We start from the raw sequence: 19180 nt of genomic DNA on the forward strand, positions 1-19180 counted from the left end.
CGGCTGCAGCGTTTGCCAAACTCGCGAAGCGACGCGCGGTTTGAGACAAGTCCGGTTCTGGACCCGCGGCTGACCTTCGCCCAGTGCGTTCCGCTGTCTGGTTCAGGGAGGTGAGCTGAATAAGGTAGTGCGGGTTGCCGAGAGGAGCCTTCGACCCAAGCTGACATCGATGCTCGAAGAATTGTCGCTTATTCGATTGGCGGAATGGTCCGCAACCAGGCAATGACAGCATTGAGATCCTGTTCGGTCATCTTGCTGAAGTAGCGTTGCCGGGCCATCGGCTGTTTGAGCGCACGACCGTCGCGACCGATACCTTCGGTGAGCACGCGCTTGAGTTCGGCGTCCGTCCACGCGCCGACGCCCTTCTCCATGTGCGAGGAGATGTTGGGGACAACGACGGAGCCGAACGGCCCCTTCATTTCGGAACCACCCTTGCCCCACCAGCTCTTGAAATCCTGCACACCGTCAGGTCTGCGCGAGTGACATTCCATGCAATGGGCGAGGCTCGCCAGATAGAAGCCCCGCTTGACCGCGTCTTGAGGTATGGAATCGCCGATCGAGGTCTCGGCACCGGGAAGCGGTACCGGAACCGTCGCGGACCTGTAGACTGGCGCCGACGTGCCATTGGCTATGGGCTTGATACTCTTCAGGTAGATCGCGATCGAGTCGGCGTCGCCCGGGGTCAGTATCCTATAGAAGCCATATGGCATCTGAGGAGCGACCGTCACGCCATTGGGACGGACACCGGTGGTCAACAACCGCTTAATGTCGTCCCTGCTCCATGTGCCAATGCCAGTGTCGAGGTCGGGCGTGATATTGGAGCCCCACACCGTGTAGGCAGGCGTGTCCCAGACGATGGATCCGCCGGAGAACCGCCGCTCCATGTCGAGCCCCCCTGGTCCTCGTGGCGTATGGCAGCCGTCGCACGCCATCACCGCGTTGACGAGGTAGCTACCGCGCTCGATCGATGTCTCAGCGACAGACCTCGTCGCGAGAATGCAGAAGGCGGTGAATACAAGAAGGCCATTTATAACGTGCGTCGCCTGAAGGCAGCGCCCCGTCCCAGTCTCAATGTGCGTCTGACTGCTCATGAAATCACTTTTCCGGCTGGAGCCCAAGAACGGAAACAGTATCAGGGCATTTCGTTGGCGCTTAACTTCTGGCTTACTATTTTGTCACCGCGGGCTTACTTTGGCACCCGTACGTCCAGCAATTCAGGAAGCATCAGCTTGCGCTACCTTTTCGATGAGTTCGCATTTGATGTTGATCGGCGCGAACTGCGCCGCGGCGCGGAGATCGTTTCAATCGCGCCGAGGGTGTTCGATGTTCTCGATTACCTGATTTGCAATAGGGAGCGCGTTGTCAGCAAAGAAGAACTTATCGACGCCGTTTGGGGCGGCGGGGCCGTTTCTGATTCCGCCCTTACGACCCGGCTGAATGCGGCTCGGAGTGCGATCGGCGATTCTGGTGATGAGCAGCGCCTTATCAAAACGCTGCCTCGCAAAGGCTACCGTTTCATCGGACGAGTGCGGTCGCCACAGGAGGAGCCGAACCAAGCATCCACCGTTCATCAGATTGAGCCACCCCAACCAGTACTCGCGCTTCCCGACAAGCCTTCGATCGCGGTTCTTCCCTTCGTCAACCTCAGCACGGACCCGGAGCAGACATATTTCGCCGACGGAATGGTCGATGATCTGATCACCGCGCTATCTCAGTTCAAGGCGCTATTTGTCATCGCGCGGAACTCCAGCTTCACATATCGAGGGCAAGCGGTGGACGTGAAGCGGGTCGGGCGCGAACTTGGCGTGCGCTACGTGCTGCAAGGGAGCGTACGCAAAGCAGCGAACCGAGTACGTGTTACAGGAAAACTTGTCGATGCAGCCACTGGAGCGCATCTTTGGGCGAAGCGTGTTGAAGGCGGTCTTGGCGATATCTTCGGTTTGCAGGACCAGGTGACCGAAAGCGTCGTTGCGGCGATCGCGTCCGCAGTCGAAACGGCGGAGATCGAGCGCTCAAAACGCAGACCGACCGAGAGCCTGGATGCCTATGCCATCTACTTGCGCGGTATGGCCAAGATCTATCAATTTGCTAGCCAGTCGGCGAACGAGGAGGCGTTGCGACTGTTCTATGGCGCAATCGAGATTGATCCGGACTTCGCATCTGCCTACGGCCGTGCCGCCTCCTGCTACGCGCGTCTGAAGGCGGACGGTTGGATTACGATCACTCCTGCAGAGCTGGCTGAGGTGAAACGGCTCACTCAGAAGGCGATCGAACTGGGCTGGGATGATGCCATTGCGCTTGCTGGAAGTGGTTGGGCTCTGGCTTTTGTTGTTCGCGACCTCGGGGCAGCCGCCAACGTGATGAACCGCACAATCCTGCTCAATGCCAATCTGGCTGAGGCGTGGCGATTCAGCGGTTGGGTGAAGAGCTGGGTCGGCGAACACGCGGCCGCAATTGACTGCTTCGCGCGAGCCATCCGCCTGGATCCGCTTGATCCGAGAATGGGCGGGATGCGAAGCGGCATCGCGCACGCACATTTTTTTGCCGGAAACTACGACGACGCAGCAGGATGGGCTGCAATGGCATTGCAGGACAATGCGAGCTTTCGACCCGCGCTAAGTATCTCGGCGGCCAGCAACGCGATGGCGGGCCATCTGGAGCGGGCTCAGCATTCGTTAGGCAGGCTGCGGCAGCTTCATCCGATGCTGCGAATCTCCAATCTGGAAAACGGATTGGGGCCATATCAAAGGTCTGAGGACGTTTCCCGGTATAGAGAGGGATTACGGCGAGCTGGTCTGCCCGAATGACCCTCGTTATGCGCACTGCCAACGCGGTTGCCGAATTCTTCCGCTTCTGGCCCATCTGCGAAGTTGGACCGCGTCCGCTCATGGCGGCAGAGCGGACCAGATTTGCTCAACCTGAGTTCCATTATTTTCTTGGCGCAAAATTCTGGTTGGATAGTGGAGACGCGATTGGACGCTGAATGCGTATAAACGGCTTACCGGCCCCCGCGTGGCAGCTATTGCAGCCGCTGGTAAGCTCGTCGAAGGCGGCCGTAAATTTGGCGCTGCTCTTTGCTTTAACCGCCTTTTCAAGCTCCTCTATCCGTGGATCGATGATGGTCTTGATCATCTCAGCGACAGGGATGCCGTCAGATGTTGGAAAAAGCCTCGCGGCGTCCTCTAGGCCTTCCTTGATCTCGTCGATCTCATAAGCAGCGAGGTCCCAGTTATTTTCTTTGCCAGCAAACCATAGCTTGGCGTGGCGAAGCTGCGTAGCTGTCATGAATTCGCCAAGGCCCGGTTGGTAGAGCTCTTTTGCTGGCTGCGCGGCTGCGAACATGACCGAAGCAGCAAGCGCAATGGTGACAGTGACTATCCACTTCATTCGTGGTCTCCCCATAGATCGCAATTGGCCATTTCCCAGGCATAGCTCAGGCTATCCAACTCGGGAAGAAAACACATTCATCTTTGGCTGCCTGACGCTGCGAGCCCCTCACTTTGATTGATGTGCGATGATAACCGCTTCTGGCCCCAAGCAGACAGGCCCGCGCTGCTTTCCGATGGTCGCCTTTTGACCCGAAGCAGTCATGGACAATTTGCGCGGCTTCTGCGCGGTCGGCCCGACGGCATCTTCGTTGCGCCGTTCGAGCGCGGCGAGATCGGGCCGCATCTGTTTGCGGCCGCGTGCAAAATGGGACTTGAGGGCATGGTATCGAAGCGCGTGGATCGGCCCTATCGCGCCGGTCGACCGAAGGACTGGATCAAGATCAAAAACCGCAACCGCCCAGCGATTTATCGGGTGGAAAGACGCTTTCGAAGGCGTGTACCCAAAGCAGAAGTTGCGACTTCTTCGTCTGGCCGATAGCTTTACTCACCGGCTATTTGGGTTTGCTGAAGATAGATTGCCGCGCCGCGGTATTTCGCGACATCGGTCTGCCGTTATCGATCGAGCACATTGTGATCGATGGGCCTGGTGGACCAACTGAGTTGCTCGTCCGCATCGCGGCAGTCGGTCTCTGCCGCACCGACTATCACGTGATGCGCGGAGAGCGGGCGGGTTGCGATGAAGCCCATGCTCTGCCACGAGGCGGCCAAGGCTGTTTGGTCGGGTGTTGAGCGGAGGATTGATGGAGCTTACTCAAATCATCGGCTTCGTAGCCGGATTCGGAACAACGTTCGCGGCTATGCCCGACCTCATTGCGATGCTGAATCGGCGGTCCAGTGTCGGCATGAACCCCAGAATGGCAGCCATCACGGGCAGTTTTCAAATTCTCTGGGTGATCTATGGCGTATCAATCGGTTCAAGGAATATCATCATCTGGAATGTGATCGCGGTCGTGACCAATTATCTTACCGTCGGGGCATACATGTACTTTCGTCGCCGGGAGGCGCGATTGTGATCACACGCAAGGCGACTCACCAACACTACACTTGGACGGAATGTCGCCTGTTGGCCCGTGGCTGACTTCCCTTCTTGGCCTCGCACGGTCCGCTTCCGAGGGCTGAGCGGAAAGCCATCGTGGAGACGCCGAGGGCAGCCTTTGACCCAAAGCGGATGTTAGCCCGCAGCTTCGCTCGCCTGTAGCGGCCGGTTGCATTCTATGATATCAGACATCCTGTGATAGTTTCGTTCTTAGGAGAAAGCCGTGAAAGCTCTTCTGCTAACGGCCTTGACCGCGTTTACAATCACGGCTGCAGTCGCGGCTCCCAAGACAGTCACATCCCCCGGTAATCAACTCGCCAGTAGCTCGGTTGCTTGCTCCACCTCGGGTGGCGGCTTCGGAAGCTATCCATCGGGCTGCCGGAATGGAGCGAATTTCAAGAGCTACAATGAGTGCAAGGAAGCCGGCGTCAAGCGCGGCTGGAGACACGAAGATATGGCCTGGTATTGCAGCGGGTTAGGCCTGCAATAAGCCTCGGTCCTTGCGGTCCTGCGTCCGCTGTTGGCCCATCGCGACCTACAGCGCTGCGACACGAACTTGGTCGCTATAGGAGCAAAGCGGACGTGTCACCAGTCACACGACGCTAGCGGGTTTATAGGTACACGGCCTACCTTACGTCCTTATGTTTCTGGTCAAGTTCTGGCCGGTTGTATTTTTTACATTTCTTCTAGCGGTCGTCTTATTCTCGAGGCGAAAGAAATCGGAGCATAGTTGAGCAAGCCTGGAGGGGAAAATGCCGCTTCCGGCAGGCGAGACCGCGAAAGTCTTGTCGCCCATCGAAGATGCAGCCGGTTTGAGAGTCCATGTGAGTGCGAAACTCATAATCGCGCAGAAGGCGGGCGGGGCTGAAGTCCCGCCTTCTGCGCATGCGCGTGGCCTGCGTGCCTTACTGCATGCGGCCCGCCTTGATGTACTCCACCATCTGCTTCACGACGGTTCCCCAGCCGGCTTCGAAGCCCATTTGTTCATGGCTCTTCCGGGCCTCGTCATTGCCGTGGATGGCAATTGCCTTGTAGTGCGCGGCGTTGGGTCCTCTCCGCGTAAGCTCCAAAACGGCGGTGAAGAAGGGGCGTGGCGACGGGCGATAGCCCGGAAGAAGCGCATCGGTCATAATGAGGCGCTCGCAGGGCGTGACTTCAAGGTAGGATTGCGTGTTTGGGAATTCCTGACCGTCCGGCCCGCGCATGGTGAAGTTGATCGCGCCCCCGGGGCGCACGTCCAGATCACAAGACGTGATAGTCCAAGGCTTCGGCGCGAACCAATGACGCAGGTGCTCGGGCGAGGTCCATGCTTTCCAGATCAGTTCAACGGGCACATCGACTTCTCTTTCAAGCACTAGATCGAGCTTCGGATCGATCTTGATTACGGATTCGGTCACTTCGTCGTCTCCTGTTTCATCTTCATGAGGTAATCATCAAGTTGATCAAGGCGGCGCTCCCACAACGTGCGTTGCCGTGAAAGCCAATTCTCAGCCACCTTCATCCGCTCGGGCACGATCTCGTAGGTTCTGACCCTGCCCTGCTTGTGGGAGCGAACAAGTCCGCTCTGTTCCAAGACCTTGAGGTGAGCAACGAAGGAGGGGAGTGCCATCTCGTAGAATTCTGCGAGATCGCTAACAGACGACGCGCGAGCGCTTAGTCGCCCCAGAACATCGCGCCGTGTGGGATCGGCGAGCGCCCGGAAGACGCCATCGATGATCGCGGGCGACACCGGCTTGGCGCCGCTCCCAGCATGGGGAACCATCAATTGCTTTCGCTCCATCCGCCTCGAGAGTTCGGGCAAGAACTTATCGGTGAAAAATACTTAGGTCAATACCTAAGTATTGGCGTAGGTGCTCCTCTCAATTCCTCTCGTGTATCGGTCGATGCCAACATTGCATCGAAGAGATTGTCGGCGTCGCATGCCCGCTAAACGTCTTCGCCTGCTTCGTTGCGCACCATCCCTCGCATGATCGTCGGGCAAAACACGCCACATGAAGGTCAAGATACCCTCGCACCGATTTTCTGATTGACCGAATTCAGTATTTCGGCTAAACCGCATTCCATTCCGGCCCGTCAAAGGGACGTTTCGCGATCGTCACGATACGTAGGCCGGGATGCGATGGACGCGGCGGCACCGGCGCGCGACGGGGTGGCAGGGCGGGCGAGGCCCGTGAGCCATCGTCATCCGCGCGATCGACACGGCGCTGTCACAGCGTTTCCTTTCGGCTTCGGGGGCGAGCACGCGCGAGCTTCCGAATGTTTGGGAGGGGCGTCCGCGGACAGCAAAAGCGTGTGGTCCTGACGCCCGGGGTCTGTGCGTCAAGGCTTGCGGTGGTGTGAGCTGCCCGACCGGGCGCGCGCATCGATCATCCGCAAGGCGACGGGGGCAATAGTGCATCGCTCCCCGGGGAGAGCACGCCATAACCCGTAAAACCATTGCGCAGGGAAGGTCGGGATGTCCCGGCATCACCTGTGGTCACCCCGCGTGCGTTCCTCGCGTGCGGACCCTGGGTGCCAGCCGGCGCCCGGCCTTCCCTGCGCCCTCTCGTCTCGATGAGGGTGAAACGGACAGCAAAGCTCGGGCGCTTGCGCCGCGAGATCGAAAAGATGTGTCCGCGCTGATCGGCAAGACGTAGTCCCGCCCGTGACCCGCGAAGTTTGCCGCGCCGCCCCTAACTTCATCTTGCGCTGCGGCAAAAAACTTGCACACTCGGTCAGCCGGGGAGCCATAGGGAGCTCTACAAGGGGAGCGAGCCAATGTCCCTCCAGACCGTATCATCCGACGCAACCGATCAGCGCTCCAACCGCCCTGAGGATATTCAGGCGCTGGAAGCAGACGCGCGGCTGCGCGACGACATCCGCCTGCTCGGACGCATCTTGGGCGACACCGTGCGCGACCAGGAGGGCGCCGATGCGTTCGACCTGGTCGAGCGCATCCGCCAGACCTCGATCCGGTTCCACCGCGATGAGGACCGGCTCGCCCGTCGCGAGCTCGAGCAGATCCTCGACAGCATGTCGACCTCGGAGACGGTGCGGATCGTCCGTGCCTTCAGCTATTTCTCCCACCTCGCCAACATCGCCGAGGATCAGAACAACATCCGCCAGATGCGCGCCCGCAGCGCCGCCAACGGCGCCGGCGTGCTGGCGGAGACGCTCGCCCACGCCAAGGCCGCAGGGATCGGCGCCGACGCGCTGCGCAGCTTCTTCAAAACCGCGCTGGTCAGCCCGGTGTTGACCGCGCACCCGACCGAAGTCCGCCGCAAAAGCACCATGGACCGCGAGATGCAGGTCGCAAGCCTGCTCGACCGCCGCGAGCGCGTCGCGCTGACCGCGGACGAGGCCGCCGCCAGCGACGAGCAGCTTCGCCGCGAGGTGCTGACGCTGTGGCAGACCAATCTGCTCCGCCGCACCAAGCTCACCGTGCTCGACGAAGTCGCCAACGGCTTGTCCTTTTACGACTATACGTTCCTGCGCGAGGTGCCGCGGTTGGTCAACGTGCTGGAAGACCGGCTGGAGGAGGGCGGCGAGGCGGCCGCGAGCGAGCTCGCCTCCTTCCTGCGCATGGGAAGCTGGATCGGCGGCGACCGCGACGGCAATCCCTTCGTCACCGCCGATGTCATGCGCGGCACGCTGCGGCTGCAGTCGAGCCGGGTGATGCAGTTCTATCTGGAAGAGCTGCATGTGCTTGGCTCCGAGCTGTCCATCGCGGCGCATCTCGCCGACGTCTCCGAGGAGCTGCGCTCGCTCGCGGAGCGCTCGCCGGACACCTCGCCGCACCGGAGCGGCGAGCCCTATCGGCTCGCGGTCTCCGGCATCTATGCGCGCCTGACGGCTACGGCGGAGAAGCTCGAGGTCGAGATCACCCGTCGGCCGGTCGGCAAGGGCGTTCCTTACGAGAGCGTGAGGGAGCTGCAGGCCGATCTCGACGTGCTGCACCGCTCGCTGATCTCCAACAACGCCCGCGTCATCGCGCGCGGCCGGCTGCGGCTGCTGCGCCGTGCGGTGGATTGCTTCGGCTTCCATCTGGCGCGGCTCGACATCCGGCAGAACTCGGCCGTGCACGAGCGCACCATCGCCGAGCTGATGGATGCCGCCAACCCCGGCATGTCCTATCTCGCGCTCGGCGAGGAGGCGCGCATCTCGCTGCTCACCAACGAGCTGCGCTCGACGCGCGCGCTGGTGTCGCCCTTCGTCAAATACAGCGACGAGACCATGGGCGAGCTCAACGTCTTCCATGCCGCCGCGGAAGCGCATGCGCGGTTCGGCTCGGACGCCATCCCCCAATGCATCATCTCGATGTGCAAGGGCATGTCGGACATGCTCGAGGTCGCGGTGCTGCTCAAGGAGGTCGGCCTCGTCCATCCCTCCGGGCGCAGCGCCATCAACATCGTGCCGCTGTTCGAAACCATCGAGGATCTGCAGGCCTCCTCCGGCATCATGGACCGCATGCTGTCGCTGCACGATTACCGCCGCCTCGTCGACAGCCGCGGCAGCGTGCAGGAGGTCATGCTCGGCTATTCCGACTCGAACAAGGATGGCGGCTTCGTCACCTCGGGCTGGGAACTCTACAAGGCCGAGATCGGCCTGGTCGAGGTGTTCGAGCGCCACCATGTGCGGCTGCGCCTGTTCCACGGCCGCGGCGGCTCGGTCGGCCGCGGCGGCGGTCCGAGCTATGACGCCATCATCGCGCAGCCCGGCGGTGCGGTGAACGGCCAGATCCGCATTACCGAGCAGGGCGAGATCATCTCGTCGAAATATTCCAACGCGGAAGTCGGTCGCAACAATCTGGAGATTCTTGCGGCGGCAACGCTGGACGCGAGCCTGCTGCAGCCGCGCCAGAGCGCGCCGCGCCGCGAATATCTGACCACGATGGACGAGCTGTCGAACCTCGCCTTCAAGGCCTATCGCGGCCTCGTCTACGAGACCGAGGGCTTCGTCGACTATTTCTGGGGCTCCACCGTCATCAACGAGATCGCGACGCTGAACATCGGCAGCCGTCCGGCCTCGCGCAAGAAAACCCGCGCCATCGAGGATCTGCGCGCGATCCCCTGGGTGTTCTCCTGGGCGCAATGCCGCCTGATGCTGCCGGGCTGGTACGGCTTCGGCAGCGCCGTCGAGCAATGGATCGCCGAGCATCCGGACAAGGGCATGCCGTTCCTGAAAGAGCTCTACAAGGAATGGCCGTTCTTCCGCATGCTGCTGTCGAACATGGACATGGTGCTCGCCAAAAGCTCGATCGCGATCGCCTCGCGCTATGCCGAGCTGGTGCCGGATGAGGCGCTGCGCGAAAAAATCTTCGGCCGCATCCGCCGCGAATGGCATTCTTGCATCGAGACGCTGCTGGACATCATGGGGCAGGACCGGCTGCTGCAGGGCAACCCGCTGCTGGAGCGCTCGGTGCGCCACCGCTTCCCGTATCTCGATCCGCTCAATCATGTACAGGTCGAGCTGTTGAAAGAGTATCGCGCACAGAACCCGGACGAGCAGGTGCTGCGGGGGATTCAGCTCACGATCAACGGCATCTCGGCGGGGTTGAGGAATACGGGTTGAGAAGCGAATGGCGAATGGATTCCACTCGCCATTCGCCACTCACTATTCGCGTCTCAACAGAAATGCGCCCCTTGCGTCTCCACATAGACCGAGTACAGCGACTGGCTCGCGGTCATGAACAGGCGGTTGCGCTTCCGGCCGCCGAAGCAGACATTGGCGCAAGTCTCCGGCAACAGGATCTGCCCGATCCGCGCGCCGTCGGCCCCCGAAAACACCTGCACGCCGTCATAGCCTGGACCGACCCAGCCGGCGCCGACCCAGATGTTGCCCTCGGTGTCGACGCGCAATCCGTCGGGGAAGCCTGACTTGCCGTCGAGCTTCATGTCGATCAGCTTCTTCGGGTTCGACAGCTTGGGCCCGTCGATGTCGTAGGACCACACCACGTTCTCGGCTTGCGGATAATGCGTGATGCCGGTGTCGCAGACATAGAGCTTCTTGTAGTCGTGCGAGAACGCGATGCCGTTCGGCTTGAACGGCTCGTCCGCGACCTTCGCAACCTGGCCGGTCTGCGTGTCGAGGCGATACACCGCTTCCTTCTGGTAGGGCTGCAGCGAGCCCGTATTGGCGAGCTTGCCCTCGTAGATGCTGATCGCGCCGTAGCCGGGATCGGTGAACCAGATCGCCTTGTCGTTGGGATGCACGACCATGTCGTTCGGCCCGTTGAGCGGCTTGCCGTTGGCCTGCTCGGCCAGCGTCGTCACCGAGCCGTCGTGCTCGTAGCGGACGAGGCGGGTGCGCTCGGCGCTGATCTGGCGCCCCTCAGTGTCGAACGAATTGCCGTTGGCCTCGTTCGATGGCTTGTGGAACTGCTCGGAGATGTGGCCGTCGTCATCGAGATAGCGAAGCTGCCGGTTGGCGGGAATGTCGCTCCAGACGAGATATTGCCCCTGCGCATTCCACGCCGGACCCTCCGCCCACAGGCAGCCGGTGTAGAGCCGCTTGATCGCGGTGTTGCCGACCTTGGCCTTGAAGCGCTTGGGGTCGATGACGACGATGTCGGGGTCGGGATAGCGCTGCGGCTCGGCATTGGCGCCGAAGTCGCGGGCGTCAGCGCGCGAGGCGAGCAGGGCGGATGCGGCGACGGTTGCCGCGCCCTTGAGAAGCGTGCGGCGGCCGAGGCCACCGTTTGCAGTCGTGTCGTCCGAGTTGGTCAGTATTCTTGTCATGGTTTCCTCCCAAGATTGTGTTGGGAGGACACCATTCGCCCGCAATCAGGCGTAAAGCGGGGCGATCTCTGGACAAGACGACCAGAGACCGCAGCGCAGGGATGCCAAAAATATGGCTAGACGGGATCCTTACACGGGATCCCAGGGGAAGATGTCGGCGGAACGGTCGAGCTTGTAGAACGAGCCCCTCAGCGCCGGCATGCCGTGTGCCGCGATCGATTGCGGCGTCCAGCCCTCGCTCCGGTGCACCGAGCGCAGCGGGCGGTTCTGGCTGAACAGGAACAGCTCGTTCATGCGCGCGCCGAAGATCTGGCCGCTGACGTCCTTGGCGGCATCGGAGAGCAGATAGGCGCAGATCGGCGCGATCTTCTCCGGACCCATCTGCTTGATCTTCTCGACGCGCGCCTTCTCGGCCTCGGTTTCGGTCGGGATGGTGCCGATCATGCGGGTCCAGGCGAACGGCGAGACGCAGTTCGAACGGACGTTGAAGCGGCCCATGTCGAGCGCGATCGATTTCGAGAGGCCGATGATGCCGAGCTTGGCGGCGGCGTAGTTGGCTTGGCCGAAATTGCCGATCAGGCCCGAGGTCGAGGTGAAGTGCACGAAGGAGCCTGACTCCTGCTCGCGGAAGATGCGCGCGGCAGCGTGGCTGACGTAGAACGAGCCCATCAGATGGACCTTGATGACGGCCTCGAACGCTTCCACGCTCATCTTGTGGAAGATCATGTCGCGCAAAATGCCGGCATTGTTGACGACACCGTCGAGCCGGCCGAAATGATCGGTCGCGGTCTTCACGATCTTGCTGGCGGGAACGGCTTCCGCCACCGACTCGAAGTTGGGGACGGCGATGCCGCCGCGCTTCTTGATCTCCTCGACCACCTCCTCGGCAGGCGTCGCGCTCGAGCCGGCACCGTCAGCGGCCCCGCCGGGATCGTTGACGACGACCTTGGCGCCTTCGGCCGCACAGAGCAGCGCGATCTCGCGCCCGATGCCGCGGCCTGCGCCGGTGACGATGATGACCTTGTCTTGCAGTGATTTGCTCATGTCGATTACCTCTCGTTCGTAAACACGATCGTGCCACTGGCGGCGAACATGCCGCCGACGCCGTGGCACACTGAAATCTTCGCGTTCGGCACCTGCGCCGGCGCGATGCCACGCATCTGGCGCACGCTCTCCTGGAGCGCGTACATGCCGTACATGCCCGAGTGCATATAGCTCAATCCGCCGCCATTGGTGTTGAGCGGCAGCTTGCCGCCGGGGCGCGTGTTGCCATCGGCGATGAACCTGCCGGTCTCCTCGTGCGGCATGAAGCCGAGATCGCCGAGGCCGAACAGCGGCAGATGCGCGAAGGCATCATAAATCATGAGATGGTCGACATCCCCGTGCGCGATCCCGGCCTCCCTGAACGCCAGCGGGCCGGCGGTCTTGAACGCGCGCGAGGAATTGAACGTTTCCATCTGGCTGACCATCGGCGTCTCCACGCTCTCGCCGGTGCCCATGATGTAGACGGGCTTGCGCGGAAAATCCTTGGCGCGGTCAGCCGAGGTCAGAATCAGCGCGCCGCCGCCGTCGGTGACGAGGCAGCATTGCAGCAGGCGGAACGGATAGGCGATCATGCGCGAGTTGAGCACGTCGGCGACCGTGATCGGGTCCTTCATCATCGCCCGCGGATTCTTCGCCGCCCATTCGCGCTGCACGACCGCGACCGAGGCGAGCTGCTCGTGGGTGATGCCGTAGGTCTTCATGAAGCGCAGCACGGGAATCGGGAACATACTTGGCGGGCCGTAGACGCCGTAGGGCGCCTCGAACTGGCCGTTGAGGCTGTCCGCCGCTGTGAAGCGCGGCTGCTTGCCGATCATCGACTTGCCGCTCTCGGCATGGGTGATCAGCACGGTCTTGCACAGCCCGGCCTCGATCGCTGCAGCCGCATGGCGGACGTGCAGCATGAACGAGCAGCCGCCGACCGAGGTGCCGTCCACCCAAGTCGGCTTGATGCCGAGATAGTGGCAGACCTGCTGCGGCGTTTCGACCGCGGTGGCAAAACCATCGATGTCGGAGAGCTTCAGCCCGGCATCCGCAATGGCATTCAGCGCCGCATCCGCGTGAAGCTGGAGCTGCGACATGTTGGGGACGACACCGAGCTCGGTGGTCTCGGCCGCGCCGACGACGGCAACCTGGTTCTTGCGCATGACTTACCCCTTCGCCGGACGGAAGACGGGGAGGGTGATCTTGTCATCCAGCTCCTGGAAGGCGACCTCGAGCTTCATGTCGAGCTCGAGCGCCTCCGGTGTCTGTGGGCAATCGACGATGTTGCTCATCATCCGCGGCCCTTCGTCCAGTTCAACCACCGCGATGGCGTAAGGCGGCGTGAAGCCGGGCGCGGCGGGACGGTGGTTGATCACGTAGCTGTAGAGGAAGCCCTTGCCACTCGCCTTGAAGATGCTGACCTTGCGCGAGGCGCAGGAGGGACAGAACGGGCGCGGCGGGAAATAGACATGCGCGCAGGCGTCGCAGCGCTGCAGGCGCAGTTCGCCCGCTTTCGTGCCGTCCCAGAAATGCTGGGTCTCCGGCGTCGGTTTCGGTCGCGCGCGCTGCGGTTCGGCCATCTCGGAAAACCTCCCAAAAGACAGGCGTTACGCCCGCCTGTTTCGATCTTGATGCGACAATCGACTATGGCGCGTCAACGGTCCAGCCGGGAGCATGCATGCCATCATGCGCACAATGCTTGTGTCGAACTGAGGCGGCGCTATAGATTGCGCGCGCAAATATTCCGTGAGACAGACATGCCCGATTTTCCGACACTGGCGAAGCTCGCCGACGACCTCGAAAGCGGCAGCACCACCTCCCAAAAACTGGTCGAGGCGTGCATCGCCAAAATCGCCGACCCCGCCGGTGAGGGGCAGCGCACCTTCATCCATGTCGACAAGGACGCCGCCCTCGCGGCGGCCGATGCAATGGACGGTTTGCGCAAGGCCAACGCCGCGCCGTCGCGCTATGCCGGTATCCCGGTCTCGATCAAGGATCTGTTCGACATCAAGGGTCAGGTGACGCGCGCCGGCTCCCGCGCGCTCGACGATTCTCCGCCGGCCGAGCAGGATGCGGCGACGGTGGCGCGGCTGCGCAAGGCCGGCTTCGTCGTGATCGGCCGCACCAACATGACCGAGTTCGCTTATTCCGGCATCGGCATCAATCCGCATTACGGCACGCCGAAGGGCGCCTGGAACCGGGCCGAGGGTCACGTGCCCGGCGGCTCCTCCTCGGGCGCCGCGGTCTCCGTGGTCGACGGCATGGCGCATGGTGCGCTCGGCACCGACACCGGCGGCTCCTGCCGCATTCCCGCCGCCTATAACGGCATCGTCGGCTACAAGCCGACGCAGCGCCGCGTGCCGCTCGATGGCGCGGTGCCGCTGTCGTTCTCGCTCGACAGCATCGGGCCGCTGGCGCGATCGGTCAGTTGCTGTGCCATTCTCGATGCCGTGCTCGCCAACGAGCCGATCGTTCCGCTGAAGCCGCGCCCCGTGAAGGGCATGCGGCTCGCCGTGCCGACCACGATCGCGCTCGACGATCTCGATGCACCTGTGGCGCAGACCTTCGAACGCGCGCTGAAGTCGCTGGCCGATCACGGCGCCATCATCGAGCGTATCGAGATGGCCGAATTCCACGACATCGGCCCGATGAACGCCAAGGGTGGCTTCGCTGCGTCCGAGAGCTACGCCTGGCATCGCTATCTCATCACCTCCAAGGGCGACGTCTACGACCCCCGCGTCTCCGTGCGCATCATGCGTGGCGAGGCCCAGAGCGCAGCCGACTACATCGATCTCCTCAACGAGCGCCGCTCGCTGATCGCACGCGTCAATGCGCGCATCGCGCCCTATGACGCCCTGGTGCTGCCGACCACCGCCAACACGCCGCCGAAGATCGCAGATCTCGCCGACGACAAGGCGTTCACCACGCAAAATCTGCGCGCGCTGCGCAACTGCACCCTGATCAACATGATCGACGGCTGCGCCATCTCGGTGCCCGCGCATCGCGAAGGCGATGTTCCCGTCGGCCTGATGCTTGCAGGGGCGGGCGGCTCGGACCGTCGCATTTTTGAACTTGCTGCCGGCATGGAGGCCGTAATTCGTGTTTGACCTGACTTTCACCGTCGACGCCCAGGATACCACCACCCCGCTGACGCTGGCGATCGACCAGATGGTCATCGCCGGCTGGACCGGCCGCGATCCCGTCGCGCGCGACAAGCACATCGCCGAGCTGCAGGAGATGGGCATCGCCCCGCCGGCCTCGACGCCGATCTATTACCGCGCCTCGGCGCGGCGGCTGACCCAGGAGGGCAGCATCGAATGCACCGGCGGCGATTCCTCCGGCGAAGTCGAGTTCGTGCTGATCGGCTGGCAGGGCCGCGTCTTCGTCGGCTGCGGCTCCGATCACACCGACCGCAAGGTCGAGGCCTATAACGTCACCGTGTCCAAGCAGATGTGCGACAAGCCGATCGCATCCACGTTGTGGGAGCTCGAGGACGTCATCGGCCATTGGGACAAGATGATTTTGCGATCCTACGCCACGATCAACGGCGAGCGCGTGCTTTACCAGGAGGGCACGCTCGACGCGATGCTGCCCGTCGCCGACCTCATCGCGCGCGGCTTTCCGGGCGGCAAGTTCCCCGACGGCTGCGCCATGTTCGGCGGCACCTTCGCAGCCAAGGGCGGCATCCGCCCCGCCGACCGCTTCGATTTCGAGCTTGAGGACCCCGTGCTGAAGCGCACGATCAGCCACGGCTACGCCGTGGCGACGCTGCCGGTGCGGGGGTGACGCTCCACTGTCATTGCGAGGAGCGAAGCGACGAAGCAATCCAGACTGGTTCCGCGGAGGGATTCTGGATTGCTTCGCTTCGCTCGCAATGACGAGGAGATAGTCGGAAATCGGGTGGCGGGTGAACGTGGGGCTGCCAAGGTGATTGCTATGACAATGACCGCACGAAAATCAGCCCAACCCTCCGTTCCCGACCTCGCCACTCGCGTCGAGGCGCTTCCATGGCCTGAAATCACCGCCGAGCTCGACTCCCAGGGCTGCGCCGTCCTGAAGGGCCTGCTAACGCCCGACCAGTGTCGCGCCGTCGCCACGCTCTACCCCGACGACGCGCACTTCCGCAGCCGCATCGTCATGGGCCGCCACGGCTTTGGCCGCGGCGAGTACAAATATTTCTCCTATCCGCTGCCTGATCTGATCGCGCAGCTACGCCCCGCGCTCTATGCGCACCTGCAAGGCGTCGCCAATCGCTGGAACGAGGCGATGGGGATCGACATCCGCTATCCCACGGCGCACGCGGCGTTCCTCAAGCGCTGCCACGAGGCGGGGCAGGCGCGGCCGACGCCGCTGCTGTTGCAATACGAGGCCGGCGACTACAATTGCCTGCACCAGGACCTCTATGGCGAGCACGTGTTCCCGCTCCAGGTCGCGATCCTGCTGTCCGAGCCCGGCCGCGATTTTAGCGGCGGCGAGTTCGTGCTGACGGAACAACGCCCGCGCATGCAGTCCCGCGCCGAGGTGGTGCCGTTGGCGCAGGGCGATGCCGTCGCATTTGCCGTGCATCACCGCCCGGCGCAGGGGACACGCGGCACCTACCGCGTTAACCTGCGCCATGGTGTCAGCAGGATTCGCTCCGGCCAGCGCCACACGCTGGGTGTGATCTTTCACGATGCCAAATGAGTGCTGCGATTGACTGCTGATTTGTTCGACAGCGTTGCCGAGGCGCAGCCGTCGCGCGAGGAGATCGCCGAGGGCGCGGTGCTGCTGCGCGGCTTCGTCAAGCCGATCGAGAGCGAGCTGATCGAAGCGGCGCGCGCCATCGTGGCGCAATCGCCGTTCCGTCGGATGACCACGCCCGGCGGCCATTTGATGTCGGTCGCCATGACCAATTGCGGCGAGCGCGGTTGGATCACCGATCACACCGGCTACCGCTATGACCCGATCGACCCGCGAACCGGTGCGCCGTGGCCGGCGATGCCGCCGGTGCTCCGCGATCTCGCCCGTGGCGCGGCGGAGCAGGGCGGCTTTCAAGACTTCGCGCCCGACGCCTGCCTCGTCAATCGCTACGAGCCCGGCACGCGGCTGACGCTGCATCAGGACAAGGACGAGCTGGATTATTCGGCGCCGATCGTCTCGGTCTCGCTCGGCCTGCCCGCGACCTTCCTGTTCGGCGGCATGGCGCGTAGCGACAAGCCGCGCCGCTTCCGGCTCGTCCATGGCGATGTCGTGGTCTGGGGCGGGCCGAGCCGGCTGGCCTATCACGGCGTCGCGCCGCTCGCGGAAGGTGAGCATCCATTGCTCGGCCGGAAGCGGATCAATCTGACGTTTCGCAGGACGCGCTGATCTTCCTTCTCCCACGGTGCGTTGATTACGGCTTCGGCGGATGAATGAACGCCCAGGGGCTGACTTCCGAATCCCTGGTCACCTCGACCGAGATCAGATACGGCCCGCCGTGGCTAAGCGCCTTCTCCATGGCTGCCTTGAACTGGTGCGGCGCAGTGACGCGCGCGGCCGCCACACCAAAGGACTCCGCGAGCTTGACGAAATCCGGGTTGACCAGATCAGACGCCACCACGCGGCCGTCAAAGCGTTCACGCTGGTCGCGGCGGACATTGCCGTATGCGTTGTTGTTGAACACCAGCGTCACCACGCCGATGTTGAATTGCACGGCGGTGGCAAGCTCCTGTACGCCGAACATGAAGCCGCCGTCGCCGGTGATCGCCACCACCGGTTTGTCGGGGTTCGCTACTTTGGCCCCGAGCGCGGTCGGGAAGCCCGAGCCGAGCGTGCCTTGATAGCCCGACGTGATGAAGGTGCGCGGCTCGTAGACCGGAAAGCCGTACCAGGAGGCGAAGCCGAACTGCGACAATTCGTCGGTGACGATCGCATTCGCCGGCAGCACCTCGCGCAGGATGTTGAGATACGCCATCTGCGGCTGGATGCGCTGGATCTCTTGCTGCGCAGCCGCAGTCGCCTCGCGGATCGCGGCGCGGCGGCCGGTGGTCTTGCTGTAGCCGGCCTTGCTGACGGCGGCGGCGAGATCGGCAGTCGCGGATTTCGCGTCGGCAACGATGGCGGTGTCGGAGATGAAGCGCCGCATCTCAACTGGATCGATGTCGATGCGGATGCTTTTCAGACCGTCTGGCCGGTAAGGCCAGCGCGACATCGTCGGCAGCTCCAGCCGCGAGCCGATGCCGATCATGAGGTCCGTCTTCGGCCACAGCTTGTAGGCGGCAGCCATGGTGAGGCCGAGCTCGTGCGCATTGGAGACGATGCCGCGGCCGCTGCGGAAGGCGACGACGGGTGCATCGATCATCTCGGCGAGCGCGAGGATCTCCTCGCGCGCTTCGATCGCGCCGCTGCCGACGAAGATCATCGGCGCCTTGCTCGCTTTGATCAGCGCGGCCGCCTGCTTGATCACGTCGGGATCGGGCCGCGGCGCGGGCAGCGGCTCAGCACCTGTGCCGCACGGGTGTCCGCGCGCTGCGTAAAGATGTCCCAGGGCATTTCGACCGAGGCGGGACCGCGCCGGCCCGACGTCATCTCCTGGAATGCGCGCGCCACGGTGGTCGGCGCATTGCCGGGATGCTCGATGCGGTCGGCCCATTTCACATAGGTGCGCAAGGTTGCGAGCTGGTCCGGCATCTCGTGCAGATGGCCGCGGCCCTTGCCCAGGAATTGCGTCGGCACCTGGCCTGTCACGCACAGCACCGGCTCGTTGCAGCCATAGGCGGTGAGCAGCGCCGCGCTGGCATTGAGCACGCCGGGGCCGGGCACCACGCTGAACACGCCGGGCTTGCCGCTCGCGCGCGCATAACCGAACGCCATGTAGCCGCAAGCCTGCTCGTGCCGCGCGCCGATCACCTTGAGCTGGGCCTGGTGGAAGGCATCGAACAGGCCGTAGATCTGCGCGCCGGGCAGGCCGAACACGGTGTCGACGCCATGGGCGACAAGCCCGCTTACGATCGCTTCGCCGCCGGTGAGGGTGGTCATTGCACTATTCCACTTCC

The 19180-nt window shown here is 63.0% G+C and carries 15 protein-coding genes and 1 pseudogene; 7 read left to right on the plus strand and 9 right to left on the minus strand.

All coding sequences use genetic code 11. The annotated features are described in order from the left end of the window. Positions 1–188 precede the first annotated feature (188 nt). Positions 189–884, minus strand: a complete 696-nt coding sequence (locus RAD16_RS08635) for a c-type cytochrome (protein WP_458157456.1) — start codon at positions 882–884, stop codon at positions 189–191. 345 nt (positions 885–1229) lie between these two features. Here RAD16_RS08635 and RAD16_RS08640 point away from each other — a divergent pair, with 345 nt between their 5' ends. Then, on the plus strand, positions 1230–2807 hold the full coding sequence (locus RAD16_RS08640; RefSeq protein WP_458157792.1) for a winged helix-turn-helix domain-containing tetratricopeptide repeat protein: 1578 nt from the start codon (positions 1230–1232) through the stop codon (positions 2805–2807). A 121-nt stretch (positions 2808–2928) separates the two neighbouring features. On the opposite strand, the gene RAD16_RS08645 is transcribed toward RAD16_RS08640, so the two are convergent. Then, on the minus strand, positions 2929–3387 hold the full coding sequence (locus RAD16_RS08645) for a hypothetical protein (RefSeq protein ID WP_458157457.1): 459 nt from the start codon (positions 3385–3387) through the stop codon (positions 2929–2931). A 742-nt stretch (positions 3388–4129) separates the two neighbouring features. On the opposite strand from RAD16_RS08645, the gene RAD16_RS08650 reads away from it, so the two are divergent. Next, the gene (locus RAD16_RS08650; RefSeq protein ID WP_458157458.1) at positions 4130–4402 is read left to right on the plus strand and encodes a SemiSWEET family transporter; all 273 of its coding nucleotides are present in this window, start codon (positions 4130–4132) and stop codon (positions 4400–4402) included. Between the two features lie 928 nt (positions 4403–5330). On the opposite strand, the gene RAD16_RS08655 is transcribed toward RAD16_RS08650, so the two are convergent. Continuing rightward, positions 5331–5822: an SRPBCC family protein gene (locus RAD16_RS08655; RefSeq protein WP_458157459.1), complete on the minus strand. Its 492-nt coding sequence runs from the start codon at positions 5820–5822 to the stop codon at positions 5331–5333. After that, positions 5819–6187, minus strand: a complete 369-nt coding sequence (locus tag RAD16_RS08660) for an ArsR/SmtB family transcription factor (RefSeq protein ID WP_458157793.1) — start codon at positions 6185–6187, stop codon at positions 5819–5821. The genes RAD16_RS08655 and RAD16_RS08660 overlap by 4 nt, the downstream gene beginning before the upstream one ends. Positions 6188–7182: 995 nt before the next feature. On the opposite strand from RAD16_RS08660, the gene ppc reads away from it, so the two are divergent. Further along, a complete protein-coding gene (ppc, locus tag RAD16_RS08665; RefSeq protein WP_458157460.1) occupies positions 7183–9975 on the plus strand; it encodes a phosphoenolpyruvate carboxylase in 2793 nt (930 codons plus the stop codon). A 53-nt stretch (positions 9976–10028) separates the two neighbouring features. On the opposite strand, the gene RAD16_RS08670 is transcribed toward ppc, so the two are convergent. From RAD16_RS08670 to RAD16_RS08685, 4 genes are all read right to left on the minus strand, one after another. Beyond that, positions 10029–11141 (minus strand): SMP-30/gluconolactonase/LRE family protein, encoded by a 1113-nt coding sequence (locus RAD16_RS08670; protein WP_458157461.1) that lies wholly within the window; start codon positions 11139–11141, stop codon positions 10029–10031. A gap of 129 nt (positions 11142–11270) precedes the next feature. After that, a complete protein-coding gene (locus RAD16_RS08675; protein ID WP_458157462.1) occupies positions 11271–12185 on the minus strand; it encodes an SDR family oxidoreductase in 915 nt (304 codons plus the stop codon). A gap of 5 nt (positions 12186–12190) precedes the next feature. Continuing rightward, entirely contained in the window at positions 12191–13330 is a 1140-nt protein-coding gene (locus tag RAD16_RS08680; RefSeq protein ID WP_458157463.1) for a thiolase C-terminal domain-containing protein, read from the minus strand. A 3-nt stretch (positions 13331–13333) separates the two neighbouring features. Then, a complete protein-coding gene (locus RAD16_RS08685) occupies positions 13334–13747 on the minus strand; it encodes a Zn-ribbon domain-containing OB-fold protein (RefSeq protein WP_458157464.1) in 414 nt (137 codons plus the stop codon). A 177-nt stretch (positions 13748–13924) separates the two neighbouring features. Here RAD16_RS08685 and RAD16_RS08690 point away from each other — a divergent pair, with 177 nt between their 5' ends. The 4 genes from RAD16_RS08690 to alkB all read left to right on the plus strand — a co-directional run bounded on the left by RAD16_RS08690 (position 13925) and on the right by alkB (position 17513). Continuing rightward, positions 13925–15274 (plus strand): amidase, encoded by a 1350-nt coding sequence (locus RAD16_RS08690; RefSeq protein WP_458157466.1) that lies wholly within the window; start codon positions 13925–13927, stop codon positions 15272–15274. Then, positions 15267–15953 carry a DUF2848 domain-containing protein gene (locus RAD16_RS08695; RefSeq protein WP_458157467.1) on the plus strand — a complete coding sequence of 229 codons (687 nt, stop codon included), beginning with the start codon at positions 15267–15269 and terminating at the stop codon, positions 15951–15953. Before RAD16_RS08690 ends, RAD16_RS08695 begins: the two co-directional genes overlap by 8 nt. Positions 15954–16103: 150 nt before the next feature. Next, entirely contained in the window at positions 16104–16850 is a 747-nt protein-coding gene (locus tag RAD16_RS08700; RefSeq protein WP_458157468.1) for a 2OG-Fe(II) oxygenase, read from the plus strand. A gap of 9 nt (positions 16851–16859) precedes the next feature. Next, positions 16860–17513, plus strand: a complete 654-nt coding sequence (alkB, locus tag RAD16_RS08705; protein WP_458157469.1) for a DNA oxidative demethylase AlkB — start codon at positions 16860–16862, stop codon at positions 17511–17513. A 25-nt stretch (positions 17514–17538) separates the two neighbouring features. Here alkB and RAD16_RS08710 read toward each other — a convergent pair. Next, positions 17539–19163, minus strand: a pseudogene (locus RAD16_RS08710) (thiamine pyrophosphate-dependent enzyme). Positions 19164–19180: the final 17 nt, after the last annotated feature.

It is taken from the genome of Bradyrhizobium sp. 18BD (assembly GCF_054185225.1).

Coding starts and splice junctions, on each gene's coding strand:
- RAD16_RS08635 (WP_458157456.1), bottom strand. CDS start 884: ATGGAGCGGCGGTTCTCCGGCGGATCCATCGTCTGGGACACGCCTGCC.
- RAD16_RS08645 (WP_458157457.1), bottom strand. CDS start 3,387: ATGAAGTGGATAGTCACTGTCACCATTGCGCTTGCTGCTTCGGTCATG.
- RAD16_RS08650 (WP_458157458.1), top strand. CDS start 4,130: ATGGAGCTTACTCAAATCATCGGCTTCGTAGCCGGATTCGGAACAACG.
- RAD16_RS08660 (WP_458157793.1), bottom strand. CDS start 6,187: ATGGTTCCCCATGCTGGGAGCGGCGCCAAGCCGGTGTCGCCCGCGATC.
- ppc (WP_458157460.1), top strand. CDS start 7,183: ATGTCCCTCCAGACCGTATCATCCGACGCAACCGATCAGCGCTCCAAC.
- RAD16_RS08670 (WP_458157461.1), bottom strand. CDS start 11,141: ATGACAAGAATACTGACCAACTCGGACGACACGACTGCAAACGGTGGC.
- RAD16_RS08675 (WP_458157462.1), bottom strand. CDS start 12,185: ATGAGCAAATCACTGCAAGACAAGGTCATCATCGTCACCGGCGCAGGC.
- RAD16_RS08680 (WP_458157463.1), bottom strand. CDS start 13,330: ATGCGCAAGAACCAGGTTGCCGTCGTCGGCGCGGCCGAGACCACCGAG.
- RAD16_RS08685 (WP_458157464.1), bottom strand. CDS start 13,747: ATGGCCGAACCGCAGCGCGCGCGACCGAAACCGACGCCGGAGACCCAG.
- RAD16_RS08690 (WP_458157466.1), top strand. CDS start 13,925: ATGCCCGATTTTCCGACACTGGCGAAGCTCGCCGACGACCTCGAAAGC.
- RAD16_RS08700 (WP_458157468.1), top strand. CDS start 16,104: ATGACAATGACCGCACGAAAATCAGCCCAACCCTCCGTTCCCGACCTC.